Origin of the sequence: Shinella sumterensis, from assembly GCF_004514425.2 — a bacterium.
GTDB lineage: Bacteria > Pseudomonadota > Alphaproteobacteria > Rhizobiales > Rhizobiaceae > Shinella > Shinella sumterensis.
In genome coordinates this window covers 330,838-342,804 of record NZ_MYFN02000002.1, presented here as the reverse complement: position 1 = coordinate 342,804, position 11,967 = coordinate 330,838, and the positions used below count along the sequence as shown (strand labels likewise).

General features: G+C 63.1%; 11 protein-coding genes and 1 tRNA gene. 6 read left to right on the top strand and 6 right to left on the bottom strand.

The window, feature by feature from the left end; genetic code table 11:
• Nucleotides 1-111: 111 nt before the first annotated feature.
• Nucleotides 112-1,626: a GumC family protein gene (locus B5M41_RS05430; RefSeq protein ID WP_134650601.1), complete on the top strand. Its 1,515-nt coding sequence runs from the start codon at nucleotides 112-114 to the stop codon at nucleotides 1,624-1,626.
• A 17-nt stretch (nucleotides 1,627-1,643) separates the two neighbouring features.
• Nucleotides 1,644-2,981: an O-antigen ligase family protein gene (locus B5M41_RS05425; protein WP_134650600.1), complete on the top strand. Its 1,338-nt coding sequence runs from the start codon at nucleotides 1,644-1,646 to the stop codon at nucleotides 2,979-2,981.
• A 3-nt stretch (nucleotides 2,982-2,984) separates the two neighbouring features.
• Here the strand turns inward: B5M41_RS05425 and B5M41_RS05420 are convergent, their stop codons facing one another.
• The gene (locus tag B5M41_RS05420; RefSeq protein ID WP_134650599.1) at nucleotides 2,985-3,929 is read right to left on the bottom strand and encodes a glycosyltransferase family 2 protein; all 945 of its coding nucleotides are present in this window, start codon (nucleotides 3,927-3,929) and stop codon (nucleotides 2,985-2,987) included.
• Nucleotides 3,930-4,139: 210 nt separating this feature from the next.
• On the opposite strand from B5M41_RS05420, the gene B5M41_RS05415 reads away from it, so the two are divergent.
• Complete coding sequence (locus tag B5M41_RS05415) at nucleotides 4,140-5,198, top strand: endo-1,4-beta-xylanase (protein ID WP_134650598.1); 1,059 nt, start codon at nucleotides 4,140-4,142, stop codon at nucleotides 5,196-5,198.
• 3 nt (nucleotides 5,199-5,201) lie between these two features.
• Nucleotides 5,202-6,629 carry an oligosaccharide flippase family protein gene (locus tag B5M41_RS05410; protein ID WP_134650597.1) on the top strand — a complete coding sequence of 476 codons (1,428 nt, stop codon included), beginning with the start codon at nucleotides 5,202-5,204 and terminating at the stop codon, nucleotides 6,627-6,629.
• Nucleotides 6,630-6,641: 12 nt separating this feature from the next.
• Here the strand turns inward: B5M41_RS05410 and B5M41_RS05405 are convergent, their stop codons facing one another.
• From B5M41_RS05405 to B5M41_RS05390, 4 genes are all read right to left on the bottom strand, one after another.
• On the bottom strand, nucleotides 6,642-7,646 hold the full coding sequence (locus B5M41_RS05405) for a hypothetical protein (RefSeq protein WP_134650596.1): 1,005 nt from the start codon (nucleotides 7,644-7,646) through the stop codon (nucleotides 6,642-6,644).
• Between the two features lie 340 nt (nucleotides 7,647-7,986).
• Nucleotides 7,987-8,063, bottom strand: a tRNA-Met gene (locus B5M41_RS05400).
• Nucleotides 8,064-8,197: 134 nt separating this feature from the next.
• A complete protein-coding gene (mnmA, locus tag B5M41_RS05395; protein ID WP_134650595.1) occupies nucleotides 8,198-9,394 on the bottom strand; it encodes a tRNA 2-thiouridine(34) synthase MnmA in 1,197 nt (398 codons plus the stop codon).
• Between the two features lie 183 nt (nucleotides 9,395-9,577).
• The gene (locus tag B5M41_RS05390) at nucleotides 9,578-10,327 is read right to left on the bottom strand and encodes a helix-turn-helix transcriptional regulator (RefSeq protein ID WP_134650594.1); all 750 of its coding nucleotides are present in this window, start codon (nucleotides 10,325-10,327) and stop codon (nucleotides 9,578-9,580) included.
• A 438-nt stretch (nucleotides 10,328-10,765) separates the two neighbouring features.
• Here B5M41_RS05390 and sciP point away from each other — a divergent pair, with 438 nt between their 5' ends.
• Nucleotides 10,766-11,041 carry a CtrA inhibitor SciP gene (gene sciP / locus B5M41_RS05385; protein WP_023515011.1) on the top strand — a complete coding sequence of 92 codons (276 nt, stop codon included), beginning with the start codon at nucleotides 10,766-10,768 and terminating at the stop codon, nucleotides 11,039-11,041.
• A 36-nt stretch (nucleotides 11,042-11,077) separates the two neighbouring features.
• Here sciP and B5M41_RS05380 read toward each other — a convergent pair whose 3' ends face one another.
• Nucleotides 11,078-11,572: a paraquat-inducible protein A gene (locus tag B5M41_RS05380; protein ID WP_134650593.1), complete on the bottom strand. Its 495-nt coding sequence runs from the start codon at nucleotides 11,570-11,572 to the stop codon at nucleotides 11,078-11,080.
• 95 nt (nucleotides 11,573-11,667) lie between these two features.
• On the opposite strand from B5M41_RS05380, the gene B5M41_RS05375 reads away from it, so the two are divergent.
• On the top strand, nucleotides 11,668-11,949 hold the full coding sequence (locus B5M41_RS05375; RefSeq protein WP_134650662.1) for a GNAT family N-acetyltransferase: 282 nt from the start codon (nucleotides 11,668-11,670) through the stop codon (nucleotides 11,947-11,949).
• The last annotated feature ends 18 nt before the right edge of the window (nucleotides 11,950-11,967 follow it).

Sequence of the window (11,967 nt, the reverse complement as noted above, 5' to 3'; positions counted from 1 at the left end):
GCGCAACGTCCCCGGATTTGCGCGCACCAGAGCTCCCTTCGAAGTGGCATTTTAATCGGCTGTTAAGGTTGATTTGTTCTAAACGATCGTGGATTCGCTGCGAGCTCGACGATGTACACTGACCATCACCCGGACCGGGGACACAGGAAGCGGCTGCGTGCATCGCCGCCGGCTGTCGCCGCTCACACGTCAAAGCCGCGGGTGAGCGCACGCGACTATCTGAAACGCCGCGACACGAACGATTACAGCCTTGCCCAGCCTGGCTATTCCGCTGAACGCGATGTACCGGAGGAGGAAACGGCAGGCACGTCCGGCTGGCTGGACCTCTTCACCGTCTCCAATCTTTTCGGGTGGTTGCTTGCCTACAAGCTGATCATCCTCGCGACCGTCATTGTCGGCGGCCTCGCGGCCGTCGCCTTCCTCAAGTTCACGCCGCCACGCTATACGACCTATGCCGAACTGCTGGTCGAGCCGACGGATCTGAACGTCGTGGCGGACGACATCTTTTCGCAGAGCGCACAGCGCGACTCGCAGCTGCTGGCGGTCGAAAGCAAGCTGCGCCTCATCACATCAGGCAATGTCCTCGAACGCGTCGTCACGAGCCTCGACCTCGCGAAGGACCCGGAATTCGGCGGAACCCGCGCATCTGACGCGGACCGGAACGCCCTTGCCGCGCTTGAAAAGCGCATCGATGCGCGGCGCGACACACGTTCCTTCCTCGTCAGCCTCAGTGTGTGGAGCGGTAATCCCGACAAGTCCGTCGAGATCGCCAACAAGTTGATCGAATCCTTCCAGGATGAACTCGGCAATGCCCAGGTGGAAGGCGCCGGTCGGGCCGCCAAGGCGCTTGTGGCCCGCATCGACGACCTGAAGGTCGAGGTGGAAAAGGCCGAAGCCAAGGTGGAGACCTTCAAGCGCGAAAACGGCCTGCGGTCGAGCGCCGGCGAACTGGCAAGCTCGACAAGCGCGACCCGCGTGAACAGCCAGGTCATCGATGCGCGCGCACGGCTCATTCTCGCACAGGCGCGCCACAAGGACCTGACCTCGAACGATCCCGAAAGCCGCCTCAACGCCGCAAGCGCGCAATCGGAAACGATGACCGCCCTGCTCACGCAGCAATCGCTGATCCAGCAGCAGATCCGCTCGCAGTCGGCGGTTCTCGGTCCCCGCCATCCGAGCCTTCTGGCGCTGAAACCGCGCGCCGACGCGATCCAGTCGCAGATCCAGGCCGAAATCCAGCGCGTCGTCCAGGCGAGCAAGGCCGAGCTTGAACAGGCACAGGGCGCCTACGACCGGCTGAATGCCGAGCTCGGCACCGCCCAGTCCGTCGTCTTCAAGGAATCCGAAGCGCAGCTCCAGCTGCGCCAGCTGGAGCGCGAGGCACAGGCAAAGGCGTCTGTTTACGAAAGCTACATGAACCGCGCGAGCGAAGCCGCGCAACGCCAGCGCATCGATGCGACCAATGTGCGTGTCGTGACCCAGCCGATGCCGCCGATCCACCGCAGCTATCCGCCGCGGGGCGTCATTATCCTCGCTGCCGGCTTGATGGCCGGGTTCATCGCCGGCGCAGGCCTTGCCATCCTCTTCGGCCTGTGGCGAAGCCTTTCGCCACGCCGGGCAGGGTAATGCCGGGGAGGACCGGCATGGCAACGACCGCCGTCATCAAGCCCTTCGAGCACGAGACCTCCGCAAGCCGCCGCTCGGTCAGGCCCATCCTCTTCATCGTGATGGCGTATTTCTGGATCACGCTTTCGCCGCTGCCCGACATGTCCGAACTGACATCGGACGCCGGATGGGGCGCGAACTCCAGTGCGCTCAATCAGGTCATCGTGCTGCTCATGGCCGGCGGTGTCCTCGCCAGCCTCGCGGCCACGAAGGCGTGGAAGCTCATCTTCCAGCAGCGCCTTCTCCTGGCGCTCATTCTCGTGTGGTTCACGGCCACGGCCCTGCTCGGCAACGACCCTTCCGCCGGCTTCCGGCGCATGATGTTCGTGGTCATCGTCTGTTTCTGCGCGAACGCCTTCCTGCTCGTGCCGCGCAGCCAGGCGGACTTCACCTTCACCCTCGCCTGCATCGTCAGCATCGTCGTCGGCCTCTCCTATATCGGCGTGATCGCGCTGCCGGTGCGCGCTATCCACCAGGCGACGGACGGGCTCGAAGCTTCGCTCGCCGGCAGTTGGCGCGGCATCTACAGCCACAAGAACATCACCGCCGCCGCCATGGCGATGGCCGTCTTCATCGGGCTCTACATCGCGTCCACCGGGTCGAAACGCCTGGGCTGGGCGCTGGCGGTCGGCGCGCTGCTTTTCGTCCTGTTTTCCGGCGGCAAGACCTCGACGATCATGGTGCCCTTCACCCTGGTCGTCGCCTGGGCCTTCGAGCGGTTCAGAAAGATCCGGGGGCTGATGGTGTGGGGCATCCTCATCGTCGCCAACACCATCCTCCTCGGCTCGGCATTGTCGCCCTCGGTTGCGGACACGCTGACGAGCCTCGGCGTCGATGCGACCTTCACGGACCGGAGTTCCATCTGGCGGCTCTCCATCGACGCCATCGAACAGCGGCCGCTGCTGGGCTACGGCTTCCAGTCCTTCTGGCAGACCCAGGCGCTGTTCGACAGCGACGCCGCCCTCGAAACCTGGGCCGTGACGGCGGCAAACGCCCACAATGCCTATGTGGAAGCGATGGTGAATGCCGGCGTTCCCGGCCTGATCCTGACATTGGTCTGGATGGTGTATTCGCCGCTGCGCAACGCCGCCGCAGCGCTGGAAAGCGAAAACGATATCCGCCTCACACGGCTCTTCCTGCGGATCTGGCTTTTCGGCCTTTTCCTGTCGTGCCTGGAAAGCGCTTTCTACGTGAACACCGGGCCGGTGTGGTTCACCATCCTGCTCAGCGTCTTCGGTCTGGGCCTGCAGGCCCGCTCGAAGCTTTCGAAGGGCGATGGTCCGGCCGTTGCCGGCAAACGCGCAGGACGCGGATGAACCTCAGGCCTTCGCCTCATACGGCCGCGGCGTTAGCCCCAGAAGCGGCGCCATGCGGCCGACCGACATCAGCAGCGGATGCGTCGCCGGAACGATCTCGCCCGTCCGCAACAGGATCCCCAGCGAGCGCACGACGCCGAGACTGAGGCTGACGAGGTTCTTCGCAAAGACCTTCACGCCGGCAAAGGCGCCCATATGCAGCCGGTCAATCACGAAATTGATGCTGCCTATACGGATCGACCGCTTCATGAGCCACTTCGGATTGGACCGGTCGGACGGAACCGTCTCGTGGATGATCGCCTCGGCGCACCACCACGTCTTGTATCCGGCGAGCCGGCAGCGGGTGAAGAACTCCATGTCGCCGCCGCCCAGGAAATTGAAACGCAGGTCGAAGAACGGCGCTCCGAAGCGTTCGAAGACGTGCCGCGCGATCAGGCAGTTTCCCGATCCGTGGATCATATTGACCTGACGGGTCGCGCCCTCGATGGAACCGAAGATCGCATGGTTGCGGATGGACGCAGGCACATCCGCATCGAATGTCCGCGTGACGGGCCCGCCGACGATATCGGCAGCGGTGCGTCGCGCCGTCTCCACCATATGTTGCAGCCAGCCGGCTTCGGCGATCTCGTCGTCATCGATCATCAGAAACCAGCGCGCCGACGGATAGGTGTCGAGCGCGGAGGAAAAGGCGCGGTTGATCGCATGACAATTGCCCTGCGACGGCTCGATCTCCAGTGTGGAGGGTATATCGGTCGTATCGAGCATCGCCTTCGCCACGGCGTGGCCGGCGGGATTGGCCGCGTCGTTGTCGACGACCACGATGGCGAAGGGAAAGTCGGTTTTCTGCGAGAGCACGGATTCGAGCGTCTGGCGCAGCCAGTCCGGGCGGCGGAAGGTCGGGATGCAGACCACGGCGTCCACGTTGCTGTCGAGAGGAGTGCTGTTCATTACATTTTCCGCGAAATCGAGCCGCGCGCGACTGGTGCAGGGATCGCGACGATGGTTCCGACTTTAGATTTGCCGTCTGAAGAACGCGTTAAGGACTACTCTTAACGTTGCAATTACCCGTCGGCCCTATGATCGCGGGAACAAGCCAGCCCCGCTGGCGCAGCCTTGCGCGCATGAAGCGCCGCGGGTCGAACGGAAAGTGTGGCTTGAATGCGCAGACGAGATTTCGTCACGGCGGCCGGTGCCGCCGGTCTTGCACTGTGGACCCGCGGGCTCTTCGAGGGCGCCGCCGCCGCATCGCATTCGGCCATTCCCTTCGGGGCCGCCGTCAGCGACGGGCCGCTCCAGACGGACGCCGCCTACCAGAAGGCCCTCATCGAGCACTGCCAGCTCCTCGTGGGCGAAGGCGGGTTGAAATGGGCGGATCTGCGCCCCTCCCCCTCGCAATATGTCTATGACCAGCCCGACCGCCTCATCGCCTTTGCAGAAGCCAACGGCATGAAGATGCGCGGCCATACGCTTGCCTGGTATGCCGCCATGCCGGACTGGGCACTGCAACTGAAGGGCGAGACCGAGACGAGCCGGGAGCTGATGACGCATATCGAAACCGTCGTCGGGCGCTACAAGGGACGCATCCCGAGCTGGGACGTCGTCAACGAGGCGCTTTCCGATGATGGACCGCGTGTGGGCCTGCGCGACTCCGTCTGGTCGGCCAATCTCGGCGAATATTACATCGACCTCGCGTTCCACACCGCCCGCGCCGCCGACCCGGCTGCCCAGCTCGTTATCAACGACTACGGGCTCGAGGCAGCGACGGCGAAATCCAGCGCGCGCCGCCGGGCGATGCTCGATCTGTTGCGTCGCTTGCGCGACCGTGATGTGCCCGTTCAGGCGCTCGGCTTCCAGGCCCACCTTCCCGGCAACGAAGAGATCGACAAGGACGAGGTTTCGCGTTTCGTGTCGGACGTCAAGGATATGGGTCTCGACGTCCTGGTGACGGAACTCGATGTGATCGATGACCAGCTTCCCGCCGACATCCAGGAGAGAGACGCGATCGCCGCCAAGCGCGTCGGCGCCCTCCTGGGTGCAATCCTTGACGTCACGCGGCCGACCGCGGTCGTCACATGGGGCATAACGGACCGCTATACCTGGGTTCCCATCTGGTACAAGCGCGCGGACGGACACGCCAACCGACCACTGCCACTGGACGAGGACTACAGGGAAAAGCCGATGATGCGGACGATCAAACAGGCCATCGCGGGGGCCTGAGGCATGTTGCGGCAGGCTTCCACATATCTTGCGGCGCATATGGTGTCGGCGATCCTCGGCTTCTTGTCCATCGTCGTCTTCACGCATCTCTTGACGCCCGATCAATACGGCCTCTACGTCGTCGTCATGGGGCTTGCCGGCGTGATCTCGGCAATCGCCTTCTCCTGGATCCGGCTTTCCGTCGTCCGCTTCAATCACGGCGGACCGGAAACGGATATGCGCGGCACCGCCCTCGTCTGCTATCTCGGCCTGCTGCTGCTCGCCCCAGTTACGGCCGGCATCGCATCCGTCCTCGCGAATGTGCCGTTCTGGCAGGGCGCGTTCGCCGTCCTCGTCGCTTTCCTCCTCGCCTTCTTCGAATTCGGCCAGGATATCTTCCGGGTCAGGCAGGAGGCGGGCTCCTATGCGCGCGCCGTCATCCTGCGTTCGGTCGCCTCCTTCGCACTTTCCATGGTCTTCGTGCTTGCGGGTTACGGAGGGGAAGGCTTCCTGATCGGCATCTGTCTGGGCTATGCGCTGGCGGCACTGGTTTCCGCGCCCAGCGTCTGGCGGGCGCCCCGCCGCGGCTTCGACCAGGCGATCCTGCGCAATCTCGTGCAGTTCGGCGTGCCGATGACCATTTCGGGCGGCGCCTTTGCGCTGCACGCCCTGCTGGACCGCCTCATCATCCTCGCCTATCTCGGCGAGGCCGGTGCCGGAACCTACGGCGCCGTCGCCGATCTCGTGCGGCAGATCATTCTCTTCCCGTCCATCGCCATCGGCTCGGCCATCATTCCCGTCGCGGCGAGGCTGTTGGCGAACGACGAGCCTGTGGCCGCCCGCCACCATCTGGAGCGCAGCGCGGAGTTGCTGCTGGCCGTCGTGCTGCCGGCGGTCGTGGGATTGGCGCTTGTCGCGCGCCCGCTCTCGCAGCTGATGCTGGGCGCAGAATTTCGCGAGGCGGGCGAAACGGTCATGCCGATCCTCGCCTTCTCGTGGCTGTTCCAGGCGATCACCCAGCAATATGTGCATGCAAGCTTCCATCTCGGCCGGAAGCCGTCGATGATGCTCTATCAGGGGCTGGCGATGCTCGCGGTCAATCTGGGCGCGATGTTCCTGCTCGTACCGTCCTATGGCCTCGTCGGCGCGGCCTGGGCGCTCGTCTTCACCGAATTCTGCGGCATGGTTCTCGGCTATGTGCTGTCGTTCCGGGCCCAGCCGCTATCCTTCCGGCTGACGGATATCGGCAAGGTGACGCTCGCCACGGCGATCATGGCCGGATCGACATTCGCCGTGCTGGCCATGAGCCCCTTCGGACCGGCCCTGTCGCTGCTGCTCGCCGTCAGCGTCGGCATCGCCGCCTACGGCCTTTCGGCCATCCTGCTCGACGTGCTCTCGCTGCGCGCGACGGCCTGGACGATGTTGGTCCGACTGCGCGCCAGGCTGGCCTGATTCCGAACGACGTCAGCCCGCTTTCCACCGCGCGAAATAATCGATCAGGTCCTGATCGATCTCATGCACGGCGGAATCGAAGGCGTCGCGATCGAGGCGATCGTACTTCCAGTTGCTGGTGATCTCGCGGAAGTGCCGATAGCAGAAATCCGTACTTACCCGCATTGCCGGCAGCCAGCTTAGAATGCGATGCACGCCCCACTGGGCCTTTTCCGGGCAGCGCCGCGGCACGGCCGTCCACTTCGGAGGACAAGCAACGCTATCATAGGCAAGCAGGCCCAGCCGGCGTGCCATTCGGCGGCGTAAAACGGTATCGTACTGCGCATGCCGCCGGAGCGTACCATCCAGGACCTTCGTCCTGTCTGTCCCGACGATCCAGCGGCCGCGATAACGCACGACGCCGAACGGATCCTTTTCGGCGGCAGCGAACACGCTCCTGCCCGACGTCGACAACAGCAGTTCATCGACATCGCCGGTCTGCACCGAACGCGCCTCTGCGAGCAGGCGCCAACGGGCATGCTCCAATGCACCCAGTTCACAGAAATCCGAATCCCAGAACCGGCGGGCATCGAGCCCCTGCGGTCCGAACTTGAAGGGCCACGACAACACCTCGACGGCTTCAAGCCCACCGAGCCTGCGAAGCTCCTCCTTCACGGCCTGGGTCACGTCAGTATCCGAAAGATTGTCATAGAGCAGCAACGCATCTGCACCATGGAACCGTTGGTTGAAGCTTACCCAGTCGCGGATCCAAACCGGATCGTTGTTTTTGGTTTTCGTCAGCAGCACGCGACGTCCGGCAAAGCGTTCGGACAGATTGGCCCCGACGACCACCTCGGCGCGGTGCCCCCCGAGGGTCAGCGAGAGCGCCGTGCAATCGGTCGGCGCCTCCACGATGATCTGCATGTGGCGGTCGAGCTTGCGGTAACGAAATGCACAGACGCCGTTGCCGGGCAGCGCACGGATGCTGTCGGGCCGCAGCAGCGGCTCGAGATTGAAAAGCGGCGGCCCGAGCAACACGACCTTGCCATCCAGCCGACGAAACGCATCGTAGATCAGGACATCGCTATCGAACTTGCGATCGAAATCATCCGTCCTGAATTCCGCCGGCCGCTGCGGCTCCCGCTGGAACGGCGAAAAATCCGAAAGCCGGACGATCGACAGAAGAGATGAGGACGGCGTTTCAGTCATAATGCATTTCGCACGTTGCAAGCCACCTGCGCGGTGACGCGCAACGGGCGGGAATAAACTGGCAGCATCCTATACGGGAGAGCTTCCCCGTTCGTTAAACAACGGACGGTGTCGACGTATGCCGTCCTTCGAACGCGCATTCTCGATATGATTTCCCGGGAAAATTCGATGGTAGCGGAGGAGGGATTCGAACCCCCGACACAAGGATTATGATTCCTCTGCTCTAACCTACTGAGCTACTCCGCCGCCCGAAGGGACGATCGACAACGATGTGCGTTCGCGTCCGGTGCGCGGCTTATAAGGCGCTGTTCCCGCGGGTGTCAAGCGACCTTCGCAGGAAAAATCGCTTTGTCCGCAAGGGCCTTGGCAAGGGCTTGGCGCTAGGCGGCGACCGGGGTCGACAGGATGCGCTTCAACGCCTCTTCGGCCGCAGGTTCGCGCTCGGAGCGCTGGATGAAACCCCCGCCATAGATGCGGGCGTCCTCGCCTTCGCCGGAGTAAAGCGCACAGGCCTGCCCCGGAGCGACACCGGCCTCGCCTTCTTCAAGCTCGACATAGATGCCGCCTTCGTTCGCCTGAAGGCGCGCCGGGCGCGGCGGACGGGTGGAGCGGACCTTGGCATAGCAATCGAAGCCGGCCGCGGCGACGGCATCGAGATCGCCGTCTCCGAGCCAGTTGATGTCACGCAGATAAAGGCGGCGCGTTTCGAGCGCTTCCTTCGGGCCGACGATCACGCGCCGCGAGCGCGCATCGAGATAGACCACATAAAGCGGCTCGCCCGTCGCCACGCCAATGCCGCGGCGCTGGCCGATCGTGTAGTGCAGGATACCGTCATGCTGTCCCAGATGGCGGCCATCGATATGCACGATGTCACCGGCCAGTGCGGCATTGGGCTTCAGCTTGTTGACGATATCGGAATACTTGCCCTGCGGAACGAAACAGATGTCCTGGCTATCCGCCTTCTTGGCGACGACAAGGCCCATGTCTTCGGCCAGCGCGCGGGTTTCAGCCTTGGAAAGATGGCCGAGCGGAAAGCGCAGGTAGTCGATCTGTTCCTGGGTGGTGGCGAAAAGGAAATAGCTCTGGTCGCGTTCCGCATCGACGGGGCGATAGAGCGCGCGGCGCTCCGGCGCGCCGGGCACCGGATTGGGTCGCGAGCGGATATAATGTCCCGTCGCCAGTGCGTCCGCGCCGAGATCCTTGGCGGTCGCCAGAAGATCGGCGAACTTGACGGTCTGGTTGCAGGCGACGCAGGGGATCGGCGTTTCGCCGGCGACGTAGCTTTCGGCGAAGGGATTGATCACCGTTTCGCGGAAACGCTTCTCGTAGTCGAGCACGTAATGGGGAATGCCCAGCGTTTCGCACACACGGCGCGCATCATCGATGTCCTGGCCGGCACAGCAGGAGCCGGCGCGGTGCACGGCCGCACCATGGTCATAGAGCTGCAGCGTGATGCCGAGAACGTCGTAGCCCTCGCGTTTCAGAATGCCGGCCACGACGGAACTGTCGACGCCGCCGGACATGGCGACGACGACGCGGGTATCTTCCGGCTTGCGATCGAAATCGAGACTGTTCACGCGAGGTCCGTTCCGGTGCGCGGGACCCTTGTCACCGGACACCTTGTCCTGGGGCCGAAATCGGCCGTTGCGGCGCCCCGTCAAGCCGGAGCGCCTTTCGGGCGACATATAGAAACTTGCCGCTCCAAGGGCAAGAGAAGGCCTGAAACCGCCTCGTTCTGACCACCAGCGCGTCCGACGCCCTCAGATGAGGCGCAGGCGCATGGCGATGGCGATGGCCTGCATGCGATTGACCGCTTTCAGCTTGCGGGTCACGCTCTTGAAGTAGCTGCTGACCGTATAGACCGAGATGCCGAGGATGACGGCGATCTCGTCGCTGCTCTTGCCGGCGGCAGCCCAGCGCAGGCACTCGACCTCGCGGCTGGAGAGCTTTTCGCGTCCGGCGGTGGCCGCCGTGAAGGTCTTCTCGAGACATTCGAAAAGCTGCAACGCGGCGAAATGCAGCTCCGCGAGCTCCGGGCGCGACAACGGTTTGCGTATGCCGGAAAACATCATGAGATAGGGGTCCGACGTCGTGGAGTGCAAAAGGAACGCCGTCGAGGTGGAAAGCCCATGGCTTTCGGCAAGCGCGACCGCCTCGCCGGCCTGGGTATTCTCCCAGTCGGCGGGCGCGAGAAGCGAGCTGTCGCCCTGCACCGGCAGCTTGGTCGCACCCGTGTCGAGCGCAAGCCGGCTGATGTGGAAGAGGTTCATCGCATCGTACTTGCGCACGAGATCGGCCGGCCAGTTGCTGACCATCAAGCGCTCGGCAAAACGCTGCTGGGCATTCGCCGGAAAGCGCGTCACGAGAAAGTGCGTGAAAGAGAAATGATTGGCGCACTGACGCATGAGGTGAAGCACCTCGTATTCGGTCTGCACGGTCTCGATGTTTGCCGCGACCAGAAATTCGGGCAACCAGCCCTGCCGCACGAGCATGTTGTCTTGGTCTTTCATTTTCCGTTTCCAACGCCGGCGCTTGCGCACCGGGCTCGGGTGTATTCTCGTCCGGAAAATTTCAGGGGCACCCGGCGTTCAAATGGCGGCGAAAAACGCCGCTTAAAGCCATCTCCCGAGGGGAAACAGCTTGCGGATGGTATGCGATTGGGTGCTTCCTGGAGGCTTCCGGTGCCATCGATCCGATAGCAGCCTCCGAATTTTGGCGCGTATTAGCAGCATTTGAATAAAATAGAAATGAAATATTTGCATGGCTCCCATGCGGGCCATGCGGCGGGCAATCCGCCCGACGTTCCGGAAAGTAAAGCGTTTCCAAGCGGAGCTTTGCCTGCGAACCCGCTCAAAAGATTAGAAAATTGTTAGCATGCGCTTAGGCAAATCTTAAATGTGGCGGGCTACAGTTCGCTCATATGGTCTTGCGTTTATGTAGAGAGTACAATGACCGATCTGATACGACCCCGCGTTAAATACGTCATCGGCCCCGATGGCAGCCCACTGACGATCGCCGATCTGCCGCCGGCCAATACACGGCGCTGGGTGATTCGCCGGAAGGCCGAAGTCGTCGCCGCCGTGCGTGGCGGGCTGCTCAGCCTCGAGGAAGCCTGTGAACGCTACACGCTGACGGTCGAAGAATTCCTGTCCTGGCAATCCTCCATCAACGACCATGGCCTCGCCGGCCTGCGCACCACGCGCATCCAGCAGTACCGCCACTAGGCAAGTCCACCATTCGTCAAGACCGACAGCGGCCGCTCAATGCGGCCGCAATGTCGTTTGCAGAAGGCCCGTCATGATGGCCGAGGCTGCATAGAACCACAGGCCCGGCTGCGTGAACGCCGAGGCCATGCCGCTCGTCTTCGCCGCGACGATGACCAGCGCCACCAGCATGACATCCATCATCGACCATTTTCCGAGCACCGGCAGCAATTGCGCAAGCCAGGTCTTCTGGCTGCCGGCCGACGCGGGCGCTGTCGCCTCCAGCGTGATGGCGAACAGTTTCACCACCGGAAAGACGATGGAAAACAGCGCGATCAGCACCGCCAGGCCGCCACTCCCCTGCCCCCAGAGCGAAACGACGATATCGATCAGCGACGGTGTTTCGTTGAAAAAGTAGAGCTTCTTGAAATGCACAAGCGGCAGGACGAGGCCGAGCGCCAGCGACATCGCTGAGAGAACCAGGAAAACGGGCACGACGAGAATCATGGGCGGTTTCACGTTTCGAATTGCCTTCGATACCACCCGCCGCATCCGGATGCAGCACGAACTGTTCACCGCAGCGGAGCTTGCCGTCTGTCCCGGAAGAGGAAAATATGGCGTCAACGCAAAGGAGCGAGGACATCATCATGGACATCCGGCACGAAGACACCGGCTCGAAGGGCCGCTACTACACCGTCGTCGAGGGGCACGAAGCGGAAATGACCTATTCCCGCGCATCGGCGCAGCTCGTCATCATCGATCACACGGGTGTTCCCGATGCGCTGCGCGGCAAGGGCGTCGGGCAGGCGCTCGCGGCTCATGCCGTTGAAGAAGCACGCAAAGGCGGCTGGAAGATCATGCCGCTCTGCCCGTTCTTCCGGGCTCAGGCGCTTCGCCACAAGGAGTGGGCGGACGTCGTCAACGCCTGAAAACACCAAGAACCCTCG

Excerpts from the sequence above, each read along its gene's own strand:
- B5M41_RS05430 (WP_134650601.1), top strand. The coding sequence starts at position 112 with ATGTACACTGACCATCACCCGGACCGGGGACACAGGAAGCGGCTGCGT.
- B5M41_RS05425 (WP_134650600.1), top strand. The coding sequence starts at position 1,644 with ATGGCAACGACCGCCGTCATCAAGCCCTTCGAGCACGAGACCTCCGCA.
- B5M41_RS05420 (WP_134650599.1), bottom strand. The coding sequence starts at position 3,929 with ATGAACAGCACTCCTCTCGACAGCAACGTGGACGCCGTGGTCTGCATC.
- B5M41_RS05415 (WP_134650598.1), top strand. The coding sequence starts at position 4,140 with ATGCGCAGACGAGATTTCGTCACGGCGGCCGGTGCCGCCGGTCTTGCA.
- B5M41_RS05410 (WP_134650597.1), top strand. The coding sequence starts at position 5,202 with ATGTTGCGGCAGGCTTCCACATATCTTGCGGCGCATATGGTGTCGGCG.
- B5M41_RS05390 (WP_134650594.1), bottom strand. The coding sequence starts at position 10,327 with ATGAAAGACCAAGACAACATGCTCGTGCGGCAGGGCTGGTTGCCCGAA.
- sciP (WP_023515011.1), top strand. The coding sequence starts at position 10,766 with ATGACCGATCTGATACGACCCCGCGTTAAATACGTCATCGGCCCCGAT.
- B5M41_RS05380 (WP_134650593.1), bottom strand. The coding sequence starts at position 11,572 with ATGCGGCGGGTGGTATCGAAGGCAATTCGAAACGTGAAACCGCCCATG.
- B5M41_RS05375 (WP_134650662.1), top strand. The coding sequence starts at position 11,668 with ATGGACATCCGGCACGAAGACACCGGCTCGAAGGGCCGCTACTACACC.